The 15,608-nt window shown below is 31.3% G+C and carries 13 protein-coding genes; 7 read left to right on the top strand and 6 right to left on the bottom strand.

Annotated elements, in window-relative coordinates; all coding sequences use genetic code 11:
• Positions 1 to 40 precede the first annotated feature (40 nt).
• Both H0I29_RS09295 and H0I29_RS09300 read left to right on the top strand, forming a co-directional pair.
• Entirely contained in the window at positions 41 to 640 is a 600-nt protein-coding gene (locus H0I29_RS09295) for a ribonuclease HII (protein WP_218732501.1), read from the top strand.
• Between the two features lie 219 nt (positions 641 to 859).
• Complete coding sequence (locus tag H0I29_RS09300; protein ID WP_218732502.1) at positions 860 to 1,912, top strand: nucleoid-associated protein; 1,053 nt, start codon at positions 860 to 862, stop codon at positions 1,910 to 1,912.
• 64 nt (positions 1,913 to 1,976) lie between these two features.
• Here H0I29_RS09300 and lipB read toward each other — a convergent pair whose 3' ends face one another.
• The gene (gene lipB, locus H0I29_RS09305; RefSeq protein ID WP_218755222.1) at positions 1,977 to 2,681 is read right to left on the bottom strand and encodes a lipoyl(octanoyl) transferase LipB; all 705 of its coding nucleotides are present in this window, start codon (positions 2,679 to 2,681) and stop codon (positions 1,977 to 1,979) included.
• 63 nt (positions 2,682 to 2,744) lie between these two features.
• On the opposite strand from lipB, the gene H0I29_RS09310 reads away from it, so the two are divergent.
• Both H0I29_RS09310 and H0I29_RS09315 read left to right on the top strand, forming a co-directional pair.
• The gene (locus tag H0I29_RS09310; protein ID WP_218752068.1) at positions 2,745 to 6,467 is read left to right on the top strand and encodes a zinc-dependent metalloprotease family protein; all 3,723 of its coding nucleotides are present in this window, start codon (positions 2,745 to 2,747) and stop codon (positions 6,465 to 6,467) included.
• Positions 6,464 to 7,144, top strand: coding sequence for a hypothetical protein (locus H0I29_RS09315; protein WP_218752069.1), 681 nt, complete (start codon positions 6,464 to 6,466; stop codon positions 7,142 to 7,144). Before H0I29_RS09310 ends, H0I29_RS09315 begins: the two co-directional genes overlap by 4 nt.
• Positions 7,145 to 7,157: 13 nt before the next feature.
• Here H0I29_RS09315 and H0I29_RS09320 read toward each other — a convergent pair whose 3' ends face one another.
• Together H0I29_RS09320 and pruA are read right to left on the bottom strand one after the other, a co-directional pair.
• A complete protein-coding gene (locus H0I29_RS09320) occupies positions 7,158 to 7,544 on the bottom strand; it encodes a DUF2306 domain-containing protein (RefSeq protein WP_218752070.1) in 387 nt (128 codons plus the stop codon).
• A gap of 76 nt (positions 7,545 to 7,620) precedes the next feature.
• Entirely contained in the window at positions 7,621 to 9,246 is a 1,626-nt protein-coding gene (pruA, locus tag H0I29_RS09325; RefSeq protein WP_218732506.1) for an L-glutamate gamma-semialdehyde dehydrogenase, read from the bottom strand.
• A 153-nt stretch (positions 9,247 to 9,399) separates the two neighbouring features.
• On the opposite strand from pruA, the gene H0I29_RS09330 reads away from it, so the two are divergent.
• Positions 9,400 to 10,101 (top strand): NRDE family protein, encoded by a 702-nt coding sequence (locus H0I29_RS09330; protein WP_218752071.1) that lies wholly within the window; start codon positions 9,400 to 9,402, stop codon positions 10,099 to 10,101.
• Positions 10,102 to 10,165: 64 nt separating this feature from the next.
• Here the strand turns inward: H0I29_RS09330 and H0I29_RS09335 are convergent, their stop codons facing one another.
• From H0I29_RS09335 to apaG, 3 genes are all read right to left on the bottom strand, one after another.
• The gene (locus H0I29_RS09335; protein ID WP_218752072.1) at positions 10,166 to 12,826 is read right to left on the bottom strand and encodes a chondroitinase-B domain-containing protein; all 2,661 of its coding nucleotides are present in this window, start codon (positions 12,824 to 12,826) and stop codon (positions 10,166 to 10,168) included.
• Between the two features lie 203 nt (positions 12,827 to 13,029).
• Complete coding sequence (locus H0I29_RS09340; protein WP_218752073.1) at positions 13,030 to 13,935, bottom strand: DUF3667 domain-containing protein; 906 nt, start codon at positions 13,933 to 13,935, stop codon at positions 13,030 to 13,032.
• A gap of 158 nt (positions 13,936 to 14,093) precedes the next feature.
• On the bottom strand, positions 14,094 to 14,480 hold the full coding sequence (gene apaG / locus H0I29_RS09345) for a Co2+/Mg2+ efflux protein ApaG (protein ID WP_218752074.1): 387 nt from the start codon (positions 14,478 to 14,480) through the stop codon (positions 14,094 to 14,096).
• Between the two features lie 402 nt (positions 14,481 to 14,882).
• Here apaG and H0I29_RS09350 point away from each other — a divergent pair, with 402 nt between their 5' ends.
• Both H0I29_RS09350 and H0I29_RS09355 read left to right on the top strand, forming a co-directional pair.
• A complete protein-coding gene (locus H0I29_RS09350; RefSeq protein ID WP_218752075.1) occupies positions 14,883 to 15,209 on the top strand; it encodes a hypothetical protein in 327 nt (108 codons plus the stop codon).
• 63 nt (positions 15,210 to 15,272) lie between these two features.
• Entirely contained in the window at positions 15,273 to 15,593 is a 321-nt protein-coding gene (locus tag H0I29_RS09355) for a hypothetical protein (protein WP_218752076.1), read from the top strand.
• Positions 15,594 to 15,608 lie beyond the last annotated feature (15 nt).

Raw genomic sequence — 15,608 nt, forward strand, 5'->3', positions numbered from 1 at the left:
AACAAGAACCTAAAAGAAAAAGTTTTCTTTTCTTTGCAAAATGTTAGCATCAAATTATAGTGGTTTTATTTTAGAAGCAGGTACAGATGAGGCGGGAAGAGGTTGTTTATGCGGGCCAGTTGTAGCAGCAGCAGTAATTTTACCAAAAGATTTTACGCACCCTTTTTTAAATGATTCTAAGCAGTTATCGGAAGCAAAGAGAGATGAATTACGTCCGTTTATAGAAAAAAATGCCATTGCTTATGGCGTTTCCTTTGTTTGGCAAGAAGAAGTAGATCTTATAAATGTTTTGCAAGCCTCTATTACGGGCATGCATCGTTCTATAGAGATGCTTAAAATACAGCCAGAATACATTATTGTAGACGGAAATAAGTTTAGAGACTACAACGATATTCCGCATGAAACCATTGTAAAAGGCGATGCAAAATATTTAAGTATTGCAGCAGCTTCTGTATTGGCAAAAACCTATAGAGATGAGTATATGGCAAAGATTCATAAAGAATTTCCTATGTATAATTGGGCTAAAAATAAAGGGTATCCAACAAAAGAACATAGAAACGGAATTCGTGAATTTGGAGCAACAAAATACCATAGAAAAACGTTTAAGTTGCTACCAGAACAGATTAAGTTAAAGTTGTAGATTGTTTATTATAAGCTATTTCCTGCTTTCAATTATATCTTTTTTCTAAAAAAGAAGAAAGGATACTATTTCAAATGCATAGCATTCAACGATTCAAAAAAATATAAGAACAGAGTTAATCAGGGCTAGACTTGTTTGTCAGCTTTTAGAAAATCTCATACAATTATTTCCTCTTTATTAAAAAACTTCAACTATTTTTACGCTCCAAAATTTTAAGTAATGATTAGAAAAACCAAAGCAGAAATTACCAAATGTATTTTACATAAAGTAGCCAATAAATTTAATAGCGGACAAAATGTTTTTTCTGAAGACTTAATTCGTTTCGATCAAGAAAGTTACGATTTAATGAAAGGTTTTTTACTAAAACCGTTCGGAAATTTAACGCAGAGTTATCGTTTTACCAAGCATGAAGATGTACGTTTAAACGAGGTAAATAAATTTGCTTCCGAAGTTTTTAATGACGAAGAAAGTTTTGTAGAATACTCTAAAAGTATTGTAAATCATTTATTTGAGCAATCTAATTCAGCACAAATAAAAACCGGAGATGTCTTGGTTGTTTATATAGAAGGTATCGAATATAAAGATGTCTTAACAGAAGCAATCGGAGTTTTTAAAATTGAAAATAAAGTAGATTTCTTTCAAACGTATTTAGACGATAATGAAAGTTTTGATATTGTTGTACAAAAAGGAATCTCTACAAAAAGAATAGATAAAGGGTGTTTGGTTTTAAATACTTCTGATGAAGAAGGTACCGTTGTTTTTTCTGTAGATAATAACAATTACGATGCACAATATTGGGTTAAAAACTTCTTATCTGTAAAATTAGCAGACGATTACAATTCTCATACACAGAATTATTTAGAAATGTGTAAAGAGTTTTCTGAAGAGGTAATTCAACCAGAATTAGGAATGCACGAAAAAGGAAACTTTTTAGCAAATACTGTAGATTACTTTAAAGAAAATGAAGCTGTAGATTACGCTACTTTTAAAGATGAAGTTTTTGAAGATGAGAAGCACAAAGAAAAATTTGACGAATATAAGAACCACTTCGAAAAGTTAAATGATGTGTTAATCAGAAATAACTTTGATGTTTCTGGAGTTGTTTTAAAGAAAGAGAAAAACAAGTTAAAAACAGAAATTAAGTTAGATACTAACATCAATATAAAACTAGATGTAGATGCACCAGAAGCGGCATCAGAATATTTAGAAAGAGGATATGATGAAGAAAAGAAAATGAAATACTATAAAGTGTATTTTAACGAAGAGAAGTAATTATCTCTTTCAATTTTAAAAAAAATCCCGCTTATGTTTATCAAAAACCTAAGCGGGATTTTTTTTAAGCTTCAATAAACTCTTCAACTTCAAAAAGTACTTTAAAGTGTTTTAAAATTTTAGCTTTTACTTCCTCTATATCTACTTTTCGGTTCAATTCAGCTTCCATAGAGGTTACTGCCTTTCCTTTAATTCCACACGGAATAATATTATCAAAATAACCCAGATTAGCATTGGCATTTAGAGCAAATCCATGCATGGTAACCCAGCGAGAAGAACGGATTCCCATAGCACAAATTTTACGTGCAAATGGTGTTCCTACATCTAGCCAAACTCCAGTTTCTCCAGGACTTCTTTCTGATTTTATACCATATTCTGCGATGGTTAAAATAATTGCTTCTTCTAAAAAGCGTAAATATTTATGTATGTCTGTAAAAAAATTTTCTAAATCTAGAATTGGATAGCCAACAATTTGCCCGGGACCATGGTAGGTAATATCTCCACCACGATTTATTTTATAAAAAGTAGCTCCTTTTTCTGCTAACTGACTTTCATTCAGTAACAAGTTACTTAGGTCTCCACTTTTACCTAAAGTGTAAACATGTGGATGCTCTACAAATAAAAAGTAATTTTTTGTTGGGTTTGTATTCTCGTTTCTACGGTTATCAATCTTAATGGCTACAATTTCTTGTAATAATTCAGTTTGATAATCCCAAGTCTCCTTGTAATCTTTGACAGATAAGTCTTTTAATAGTATGTTTCTGTTCATCATTGCGACTACAAAGATAATTATTTCATTATATTTGATAACGATTTTATATAAATACTGTTTATGAAAACAAGATTATTGCTGTTATTTATTTTTGTTGGCTTCTTTTCTTCTATCGAGGTGATAAATGCTCAGACTTTTTTGAAGAAGATTGATAAAGACAATTATTCAATTCAAGAAGATCAAATTTATTCTAAGAAAAATTTTCCAAAAGCATACAATCTAGTTTCTATAGATGTAAATAACTTTAATACTGTATTAAAATCAAAATCTAGTTCTAAATCGGAACAGAAAATTATACAATTACCGAATACTGATGGAGGTTTTTCTAATTTTATTATCAATGAGACTTCAAATTTTGAAACCAAATTATCAGAAAAATACTCCATGATAAAGTCGTATTCTGCTCAAGGAGTAGATGATCCTACCGCAGTAGCAAAAATTAGTATTGGTACAGACGGTTTTCATGCAGTTGTGTATTCTGGTGTAGAAAAAACATTATATATAGACCCTTATTCTAAGGATAAAAAATCTTTAATCGTTTACAAAAGAAGTGATTTAGATACAGATAACGATAGTTTTAACTGTCATGTAGAAGAGGCTGCACGTAGAGGTGTTGCTGAAACTACTAGTTTAAAAAATGCGCAAGATGGAAAACTAAGAACTTTTCGTTTGGCCTTAGTTTGTAGTGGAGAATATGCGCAATTTCATTTAACAAATCAGAATATATCTGCAGCTGCTTCAGATGAAGTTAAAAAAGCTGCCGTACTTTCTGCAATGAATACGACCATGACAAGGGTTAATGGTATTTTTGAGAGAGACTTATCTGTAAGAATGACTATTGTTGGAGATAATGATAAAGTTATCTTTTTAGATGCAGCCACAGATAATATTACAGATGGAGATCCTGATAAAATGATTAATGAGGTACAGACTATTTGTGATACTGAAATAGGATCTGCTAATTATGATATTGGACATGTTTTTAGTATTGGGGGAGATGGATTAGCCGGTGGAGGCGTAGTTTGTATTACAGGCCAGAAAGCCAAGGGAGTTACAGGAAGAAGTCAACCAATTGGTGATGCGTATGATATTGATTTTGTGGCACATGAAATGGGACATCAATTTGGAGCAAATCACACACAAAGTAATAGCAGTTGTAATAGATTTAGTAGCACAGCAGTAGAACCTGGAAGTGCTTCTACAATAATGGGGTATGCAGGTATTTGTGCGCCAAACATACAGTCTAAAAGCGATGATTATTTTCATGCAGTTAGTATTGCAGAAATGTGGAATATTATCAGTTCTTCTGCTAATTGTGCTGTGTTGACAGATACAAATAATAGTGCACCAACAGCAAATGCAGGTTTAGATTATAACATTCCAAAATCGACCCCCTTTTTATTAAAAGGAGTTGGAGCAGATGCAGACGGAACTGCTAGTTTAACTTATAATTGGGAGCAAACAGATAATGAATCTGCAACAATGCCTCCGGTTGCAACCAATTCTGGAGGACCAATGTTTAGATCGTTACCATCTGCAACCAATTCAGAAAGGTATATGCCTGAATTGGAAACGGTGGTATCCGGTAGTACGGCATCAACTTGGGAAGTTGTGCCATCTGTAGCAAGAGATTTAAATTTTTCTTTTCTAGTGAGAGATAATCATTCTGGGGGAGGAAGCACTGCAAGAGATAATATGACAGTAACGGTAGAAGATGCAGAAGCTTTTACGGTTTCAGCTCCAAGTACAGCTGTCTCTTGGTATGCAGACACGACACAAAATATAACATGGAATAAAGGTACAACAGATATTGCCCCAATAAATTGCCAAAATGTAACGATTAAATTATCTGTAGATGGTGGAATTACGTTTCCTATTATTTTAAAAGAAAATACGCCTAATGATGGTTCTGAAAATATTGTAATACCAGAAAACCCAACTACATCTGCTAGAATTATGGTAGAAGCGGCAGATAATATTTTTTACAATGTAAATGCAACAAATTTTACAATAAATTCATCAACTCCAACATTTGTAATGACAAATACAAGTGGAGATCAGTCTGTTTGTAATACCGGAAATCAGTCTGTAAATTATATTTTAAATTTCGACTTTATAAACGGATTTTCAGAAAATGTAGCTCTTTCGGCTACAGGTCAACCAGAGGGATCAATAGTTAGTTTTAGTCCATCAACCATAGGTGTAGATAGAAATGTGAATATGACTGTAACTGGTTTAAATGCTGTTACTGAACAACCTTACACGATTAATGTAGTAGGGAGTTCTACAAGTATTTCTAATAATATAGATGTTCAATTAAATATAACGACTTCTAGCTTTGATGCTTTAACGCTAATTTCTCCTGCTAATGATGCTGTTGAAGTAGATTTGAGTACAACCTTAAGTTGGGATGCAGATACCAATGCAAGTAATTACAATGTACAAGTAGCAACAGATACTGGTTTTACACACTTGGTTGTAAATGAAAATGTAACTTTAAATGAATATTCCTTATCAGAACTTTCTGTAAACACCACTTATTTTTGGAGAGTAAAAGCTGAAAATAGTTGTGCAGAAGGTAGTTATTCAAATGTATTTGAATTTAAAACATTAACTCCTGTTTATTGTACTTCTAATTTTACAGATGATGTTATAGGGAAAGAATTTATAACTAATGTAACATTTAATACCATTAATAATAATTCTGGCAATGCTGCTGTAAATGGATATGAAGATTTTACAGCTATAGAAACGAAAGTGAAAAACGGAGAGGATCATCAAGTTTCTGTAACGCTAGATACGGGAGGGTTTCAAGATCATGTATATGTATTTATAGATTGGAATCAAGATTTTATTTTTGATAAAACAACGGAAAGGTATGATTTAGGAACAGAGTCTGCAGATATAGGAACTAAAACATTTATGATTACAGTGCCAGGTGATGCTAAATTTGGAAGCACAACAATGAGAGTTGTTATAGAATATGATGATTCTACAGGAGGTTATGGAGATGGTCCTTGTAATGCAGATCATTTAACAGAATGGGGAGAAACCGAAGATTATACAATTGTTGTTATAGATGTAAATAATGTTTCTGTGCAAACAACATCAGAAACTTGTGTAAATGAAAATGATGGTATTATTACGGTAGACGTATCGCAGACTTCTTTATATTATAATGTAATATTATCAAGTTCTGAAGGTATTTCTACTTCTCCGATAGTTGGTTCTAGTAAAATATTTTCAGATTTAAGTCCGGGTATTTATGAGGTTTGTGTAGAAACAGTTCAACAAGACTTTACACAATGTTATGAAGTTGAAATTGTAGAGTCTCAACCAATATCATTAAAAGCGAGTGCAAGTAAAACATCAAAAATATATTCTTTTGCTATTGATGAGGGGACAGCTCCTTTTAGTGTATTTTTAAATAATAAGCTATTAAGAACTTCAAGCGAAAAGAGTTTTGATATTGAGTTAAATGAAGGAGGCTTGTTAGAGGTAAAAACAGCTAAAGACTGTGAGGGTGTGTTTAAAACAACAATAGATGCTGTTATACTACTTCAAAATCCAGTAGCAAATTCTATTGAATTATTACTTCCCTTAGGAGTTGAAAGTGATCGTATAGAAACACTAATTTATGATATAAATGGTAAATTAGTCTTTAAACAAATGGTAAATGTTCAAGGTAATTCAATGTCCATTCCGTTTCAACAATTTGCAAACGGTATTTATATTTTAAAATTACCAATTGCTGTCAAACCTATTAAAATATTAAAGAAATGAGAAAGGCGATAATTATTTTAAATTTATATAGTATTTGCTTTTTAGCTCTAAGCTGTTCTTCTAAGGATGATGAAAATAAAGCTCCGAGTATTGTTCAATTAGAGTTTCCTACACAAGATCTGTTGTGTATAGATAATACAATTTCCTTTAATTGGAGTGATGCAACAGATTTAGAAAATGATGTTATCGAGTATACTATTATCATAGCCAAAGACAGGCAGTTAACAGATGTTGTAGAAAACAGAACTGTTAGCGAAAGTGAGTTAACTGTAATTTTAGAGAAGTCTACAGCGCATTATTGGCAAGTAAATGCAATAGATGTAGATAATAACCAAGAAAGTAATTCTGAAGTGTTTTCTTTTTATACAAAAGGAGATGGAGTTACAAATTATGCACCTTTTATGGCTGATTTACAAACGCCAGAAAACAATGGAAACGTTACTGAAGGAACTGTAGATTTAGTTTGGGAAGCATCAGATATAAATACAGCAGATACACTAACATATGAATTGTTTTTTGGTGAAGATGCTACTTTAACTTCTGTGGATAATACTCTTATTGTAAAGTCATATTCGGTTTCTGTGTTATCAGGAAAAACATATTCTTGGCAAGTAAATGTAACCGATAATGTTGGTGCAAAATCTATTGGGCAAGTTTTTACATTTACGGTAGATTAATAAAGTATTCTTATTATCTAAAAAAGAAGGTGTGTAAATATCTACCAGGAGTAAATGTAAAACCTCCAGCAATAACAATAGCACCAACATAGAGAAAGATCATTTTCAGTTTATGTTTTTTAATTTGTCCTTTTTTTACGGCAATTATAGCAGTAGGAACGCTGTATAATGTTAGAATGCTAAATAAATGAATAAATCCAAAATGATTTAAAAACTGTGGGCCAACATAAGCAGGCATAAAAAAGGTAATAACTGCTGTAATCATCATTAACAGCATGTAGGTTTTGCCTAAGTTTCTATGAAAAGAAGTTCCTTTTTTTACAGCTAAAAGATAGGCGCCAATAAAGACACACGGAACAACCGTTATTAAATGTGCATACATTAAATATTTATATTCCATAGTTTTTTTACTAAAATAGGGAAATAAAAAAACCGTATCAAATTTGATACGGTTTTTCACTAAATATTATTTTTTCTTATCCTAAGAAAGGGTATTTATAATCTGTAGGAGAAACCAATGTTTCTTTTATCAACCTAACAGAAGTCCAACGTAATAAGTTTTGTGCAGAACCAGCTTTATCATTTGTTCCAGAAGCTCTTGCTCCTCCAAATGGTTGCTGACCAACAACAGCTCCAGATGGCTTGTCGTTAATATAAAAGTTTCCTGCAGCATTTTCTAATGCTTTAGAAGCTTTTTCTACAATATATCTATCAGTAGAAAAGATAGCACCTGTTAATCCGTATTCTGTAGATTCATCTACTAATTTTAAAGAAGCTTCCCAATCTGCATCTTCATATACATAAACCGTCATTACTGGGCCAAATAACTCAGTTGTCATAGTTGCGTATTTTGGAGATTGACTAACAATTACAGTAGGCTCAATAAAGTAACCAACAGATTTATCATGGTTTCCACCAATAATTATTTCAGCATCTTTATCTTTTTTAGCAGCTTCGATATAACTTGTAATTTTATCAAAAGAACCTTCGTGAATCACTGCGTTTATAAAGTTTGAAGTATCTTCTGGAGATCCCATTTTTAACTCACTTACTTGTGCAATTAAATGTTTCTTAACCTCTGGCCAAAGTGACGCAGGAATGTAAGAACGAGAAGCAGCAGAACATTTTTGACCTTGGTATTCAAAAGCACCTCTTGTCATTGCAGTTGCAACTTGTAAAGGATTAGATGAGTTGTGAACCCAGATAAAATCTTTTCCACCAGTTTCTCCAACAATTCTTGGATACGTTTTATATGTATGGATATTAGTACCAATTTGCTTCCATAATTCTTTAAAAACATGTGTAGAACCTGTAAAGTGTAATCCAGAGAAATCTGGAGAACTTAATACAGTATCAGAGATCATAACTGGATCTCCGTAAACAACGTTTATTACACCATCTGGCAAACCAGCTTCTTTAAATAAATCTACAATTACTTGTGCAGAATATGCTTGATGATCAGAAGGTTTCCAAACAACAACATTACCCATTAATGCAGCTGATGCAGGTAAATTTGCGGCAATAGATGTAAAGTTAAAAGGAGAAATAGCGTAGATAAATCCTTCTAAAGGTCTGTACTCAACTCTGTTCCATACTCCAGGAGAAGATGTTGGTTGATCTTTAAAAATATCCGTCATATATTCTACGTTAAAACGGAAGAAGTCAATCATTTCACAAGCAGCATCAATTTCTGCTTGATACACGTTTTTAGATTGCGCAATCATAGTTGCTGCATTCATTCTTGCTCTATAAGGTCCTGCTAGTAATTCTGCAGCCTTTAAGAAAATTGCAGCACGCTCCATCCAACTTACGCTAGACCAAGCCTCTCTAGCAGCTAAAGCTGTAGAAATAGCAGTATCTACATGCGTTTTATCTGCTGTGTGATATTGCCCAACCACATGTTTATGATCATGAGGAGGAGTAATATTTTTAGTATTTCCTGTTCTAACTTCTTCACCATTAATGTGCATTGGCACATCAATATTGCTGTTATACATAGCTTTATAAGTAGCTAATAATTCTTCCTTTTCAGGAGAGCCCGGAGCGTACCCTTTTACAGGTTCGTTTACTGCTTTCGGAACATTATAAAATCCTCTTGACATTTGTGTGTATTTTAAGTTTTAATCGACTAATTTTGAGTTTCAAAGTTACAATTTTTGTTTCAATAATTTTAACTGAATTTTTATGTCCTTTGTTAAGGAATGTATAAAGATATCGTCTAAACGTAAAGTTTATCATAATTAATTATAAAATGTATGTGTACAGTAAGTTATTTGCCTTTAGGGAATAATGATTTTATCTTAACTTCTAATAGAGACGAGACTCCATTAAGAAATACAATTCCACCTCAAAATTATATAGAGAATGGTGTTCAGTTAACGTATCCAAAAGACGAATTAGCCGGCGGAACTTGGATTGGTTTGAGTGATAAAAGTCGATTGGTTTGCCTTTTAAATGGAGGTTTTAAAATACATACAAGAAAGAGCTCTTATAAAATAAGTAGAGGTATTATTGTAAAAAATATTTTATCTGCTGATGATGGAGTGGCTTATATAAATAATTTTGACTTTACAGAAATAGAACCTTTTACTTTAATTTTAGTGGATTGGAAAAATCAATTAGATACCTACGAATTGGTTTGGGATGGAAATATAAAACATTTTAATAAATTAACACAAGAACCTAAAATTTGGTCTTCTTCTACTTTGTACACAGAAAAAATGAAAGAAATGAGGCAAGTTTGGTTTTCTAATTGGTTGTTAGAAAATGATGAATTTCATCAAGAAAAAATATTAGGTTTTCATCAGAATGAAAATTTAGGAAATACTGAGACTTCTCCTAAAATGAAAAGAAATACTGTAGAAACTGTAAGTGTTACTTCTGTAAAAAAAGAAAAAAGTAAGGTTGATATTACTTATTTGGATGTTTTAAATCCTCTGAAAAGCAAAATATTATAATTTATAAAATAAAACAGCTATCTAACTTAGATAGCTGTTCTGTTCATTAAAATATTGCTTTTAATTATTTTGAAATTAGTATTTTCTTAACTGCTTTTTGTTTTCCGTTATTTACTTCAACAAAATACAAACCTGCATTTAAAAAAGATACATCTACCTTGCCTATAGCATTATTGTTTTCTAATTTAGTTTCTAAAATTTTAGTTCCTAAAATAGAGTATACTTTAACTGTGTTAAATTCTGTTGAAGTTCTGTTGATGTATAACATATTATTAGTAATAGGGTTTGGATAAAACTCTAAACCTAACTCTTCTGCTGAAGAAAATTCATCTACTCCTAAATTAGAAGAACCATAAAACTCTATTTCCGTAATGGCTGTCCAAGCACTTTCTCTTTTATCTGCAGTACTATTAAATCGTCCAAAACCTAATAATTTAACATAACGCGCTTCTGTATTTACTTGATATTGATTAAATTCTGTAGTGCTTATAGCTGTTAATAGTAAATCACCAGAAGTAGGTAATATCATAGAGAAATTATCATCTTCTGTTCCTGTGTTAGAGACGTAGATTTGAAATCCGAATGCGTCTGATTTATTAGTGGTGTTAAACTGAATTAAATTTAAAGTTTGTGAACTTCCTAAATCGTAAATAACGTATTCACCATCACCTTTGTAATCTCCAGAGATAATACTACCGTCGTCTGCGGTCCATTCTGTATCTAAATCTTTGTCTAAGGAATTAGTAGCAAACTCACTTTTAGAGCTGTTTTCTTTAGAGAAAGAATGAACGGTTACTTTATCTGTAGCTAATCCGGTTCCTGTATTAATTAACGTATATAAATCGGTTAAATCTGCACCTTCTTGCGTAATATTTAAAGTTCTTACAATATTATCTCCTCCAGCATCTTGTGTAAAAGTTATCGTACCGGTTCTGTTTGTAGTTTCTGTGTTTTTTGTCACTGTAACAGAGATAGTTGCATTACCAGTTCCAGAATTAATATCAATAGAAATCCAATCATTATTAGAAACTGCTGTCCAGCTAACGTTCGCATTTACAGAAACATCATTGCTTCCTGCGGCTGCAGTAAATGAAGGCATGCTGCTTACTGTTAAAGATTCAATTACTTCAATTGTACAATCACCATCAAGAATGCTATTTCCTAAATTATCAGCAAAACAAGCTCCAATTCCATGTCCAACCATATCATCTGTTGCTGGTCTATAAGTTCCCATATCAGCTCCTTTACCAATAGATCCTGTTCCTGAAAACGTTAAAATCTCTCCATCTGCTGTAGCTATAATTGCTGTTTCTTCAGAAAAACCTTCATTGGTTTCGCCTAAACTTGTACCTGTATATACGTTTCCTGTATAAGTTAATTTTGTACCTAAATTTGTGTAAGAAGTTTCAGTATCGCCAGAAATAAGATTTGTTATATTTGGATTATTAACCGTGAAATAAATTAAGTTATTTGAAACTGTTCCTGTAGGGTCTGTTGATCCTTTATCTGTGTTATAAAATAAAGGAGCATTTGTGTTTACAATTGAATTATTAGAAACAATAATATTTTCAGTTTTTTGATATCCATTAGATACACTTGTAGAAGTACAATCAACAGAGTTATTATCAGATCCTCCTATAAATGTGATACCATTATTCCATTTGGCTTGGTCAAGAACTGTAACGCAATCTTGAATATAGTTGTTGGTAATTGTATGGTCGCTATCTGTTATTCTAATTCCACCTGTACCATCAACTCCTTCTCCTAAAAAGTAATTACCATCTACAGTTGCATTAGAGCCATGTCTAAGTACTAACGAGCCTCTAGACCTTCTAAATGTATTGTTTGTGTACGTATTGTTTTTACTTTTATTTGTAATAATTTCATTTTCACCATCGGCTTGTACAAAATAGTTATTACTAACAACGGCTCCACTATTTATATTTTGATATTCACTTGTACCGATACGTATGGTTTCACTATCTCCAGCATTACTTTTGCTGGCATCCATTTTTTCAAAATTATAGAAATAATTATTCATAATCGTATGTCCTACTAAATCACAACGAGTATTTACGGTTTCAAATCCATTATCAGGTTCACCATCTTCTGGTTCATCATAAGGAGGTGCCCAAGCATTATAGGCGTACTCTGCCAATACAATTGCACCTGCACTAGATTTATTTAAAAAAGAACAATTAATTACGGTATTATAAGTTCCAAATAAAACGATCCATCTATGTTTTGTAATCGATCCATCTTCTAAATCATCGGCAAGATCATCTGGTTCTATTTTTAAACCATCAATTACACAGTTCTGAATTGTACTATGGTGCGCAAGGTCGTAACCGTTTCTAAATTCTATAAAGTTACTGGCACCATAACCGCCTTTCCAATGAAAACCATCTACTACTAGATATTCACCAGTAGCAACTTTTACACCGTCTTCTGTTTCACCACCGATAGTTAATCTAGGTCCTCCGGTAAAAATGACACCACCAGGAGTTTCTGCTCTTAAAGTAACAGGGTTTTCTGCAGTACCAGATCCCAGAAACCTTATTCTTTCGTCTGTATCATAAGTTCCATTTTTTAAGATAATGACATCTCCAGGTTCGTAGAGTACATTTCTTACGTCTTCCGGATCGTCAATATTATACGTTGTCTGGGAGGTAGAAATTTGTGTGATTAATAAAAGTAATGCTGCTAAAAAATACTTTTTGTTCATGTTAATTGTTGTTTAATATTAATAATATTTGGTAAACCAGTTTGGTAAACCAAATATAGGGAATTAAACGACTGAAAACAAGATGTTTATTTTCTATGAAGGTATTAATGATTAAATGTTAAGAAGAAAGGAGATTTTGCTAAAACACTTTGTAAAAAAGTATAAAGCTTAAAGGATTTTTATAGAAAATGTAACATTTAGATCTAAAACAATGCAAAAGCAATAAAGGAAATAAAAACAACACCTAATGAAGTGAAAATCATAAATAAAACATTTGCAAATAGGTATTTAAATAATGTTTTAATAAAGCTTTGTTCGTAGAAGTTTTTCATTGCTAGAAATAAATATAATAAAAAAAGCAATAAAAATAAACCTGCATAACTGTCTGTTTTTATAAAGATGTTTAGAATATAAAAAATTGAAAGCAGCAAGAAAAAGAGGGTTTGCGTATGGAAAACAAATATTAAATGTTCTACATAGGTAAACTTACTTCGGATGTAAATAAATTTTAAAAAGAGTGTAAATAAGGGTAGTAGTATAAATAACGCAATTGAAGAGTAGGAAAGAAATTGCTTTTTTAACTTTTTGGAAACTGTGCTATCTGTATAAAAAGTATTGATTAACTGAGACCTAGAATACCAAAATTTATTAGAAAAACTTTTATGTATTTTTAGACTATCTAGAGCGTCATCTACATAAAGGTTAGGGTGCTGTTTTTGAAACTTCAACATTTTAACTATTTTTATTTCTTTGCCACCAACTTTAAGGAATGGCATTTTAGAAATAGTATCTTTAATAGCAGTTAATGTGGAATCTGTTTCTTTTAAATTTAAGATAGAATCCTTTTTTTGATCTTCTTTTAAATTGAGATTTATAGCATTAAAAATATCCGTATTGTTCGGATTTTTCCCATTTCTAAAATTATTAAAATCGTTATAGCTATCTGTAATACCAATAATTAAAAAGAAGATAACAGAAACAGTTAAGTAGAATTTAAATGGGTTAGAATAACGCTGTCTTTTCCCTGCAATGTAATTTTTAGAAACCTCTCCGGGTCTTATTAAAAGTGGAATTAATGTTTTCCAAAATTTAGCATCAAAATTAAACAACCCATTAAATAAATGATGAATAAAGCTGTAAAAAGTAATTCTATTTCCTTTATTCTCTTGGCCACAATCTGGACAAAATTTTTCATGTCCACTAAAAGGATGCCCACAATTTAAACATGCAGGATCTTTTATGATAATTGTTTTCTTTTTAGATTTGGTTAGTTTAATGTTGATTGTGTGGTTAGTTGAAAGGTTGGTATAATTACTTTAAATTGTTCAAAAGTTTCTAGGTTTATCATGGTGTAAAACCCTTTCATGGCGCCAATGTTAGATTCTAAAAAACAACCAGAACCATACTTATATATGTCGTTTGGTTTTAAAATTGGTGTTTGTCCTACAACACCTTCTCCACTTACAATTTCTGTGTTATTAAGTGTATCAAAAATTGTCCAAAATCGATCTGTTAGTTTTACAGTTTCGGTAGATTTATTTTCAATAGTAATTATATACCCAAAAATGTGGTGCAGTCTGTTGTTTCTATAATTTGTGCCTTTGTATTTAGTATCAACAGAAATTTTTATGCCTTTTGTAATTTGGTTTATCATTGATAGTAAATGTAGCTTTTTTGATTTTAAATTACAAATGATTTTTAATCTGATTTATGTTTTTTTTAAATTATAGTACATATATGATTGGTTTTCTCATAAACAACTTTTACAAGATCTAAATATTCATAGATAGGGGCTACTCTGTTATTCTTTTTAGTTTTTTGTGTAATACATTTTCTTATTATGGACGCTCTTCTATCTTAGATTGTGTAAAGTTTACTCATTTACACAATTAATTACACATGTTTTACACGGGTTAATTAAAGTGGTATAAAAGCGACGGAGTTCTAAGTTCTTGTTTTTAAGGTATTTACTGATGATTGTTGCGAAGTAATTCTACATGGCATATTTATTTCTATATACTAATCAGAAATAATAACAACCTTAAAAACTTATATCATGAAAAAATTAATTTTTACAGTAGCAGTAGCAATTTTATCAAGTGGAGTTTCAATCTCAGCAGCAAACATCAACAATAGTAATCATTCTGATGAAGTAATTGTGATGACAGTAAATGAAGAATTTAAAGAAGTTGCTTTAGAAGATTTGCCAGAAGCAGTAAGTAATGCAATTTTAAAAGATTATGCAACGGCTATTATTGGTAAAGCATACGTAAACGAAAGTGAGCAATATAAAATTGAACTTACTATTGATGAAACTGAAAGTGTAGTTTACGCAGACAAAGAAGGTAATTGGTTGAAAGAAGAAGATGTTATTGCTAAATAAGGAGCGTAATTTTTAAACCAATAACTTTTAACTCAATTCTGAATACCAATTAAGTACTTAATTATGAGAAAAATAATTTCAACTATAACTGTAGCAATCTTAACAAGTGGAATTTCAAGTTCTGCTTTAGCAAACAAGAATATTAATTCTAACGAATATGTTGAGGTAATGCGTAAAGATTTTAAAGAAATTACTTTAAAAGAAGTTCCGGTAGCTGTTAAAACTGCAATTGTAAAAGACTTTATAGCTGCCTTTGTTACTAAAGTTTATGTGAATGAGAGTAAGCAATACAAGATTGCACTTACTATAGATGATGAAACAAAATTTGTTGTTTTTGCAGATAAAAAAGGGCATTGGTTAAAAGATAAAGAGGTAAGAGCATAAAAGTATTGTAGTTAT

This window comes from Polaribacter sp. R2A056_3_33, assembly GCF_019278485.1.
Lineage (GTDB): Bacteria > Bacteroidota > Bacteroidia > Flavobacteriales > Flavobacteriaceae > Polaribacter.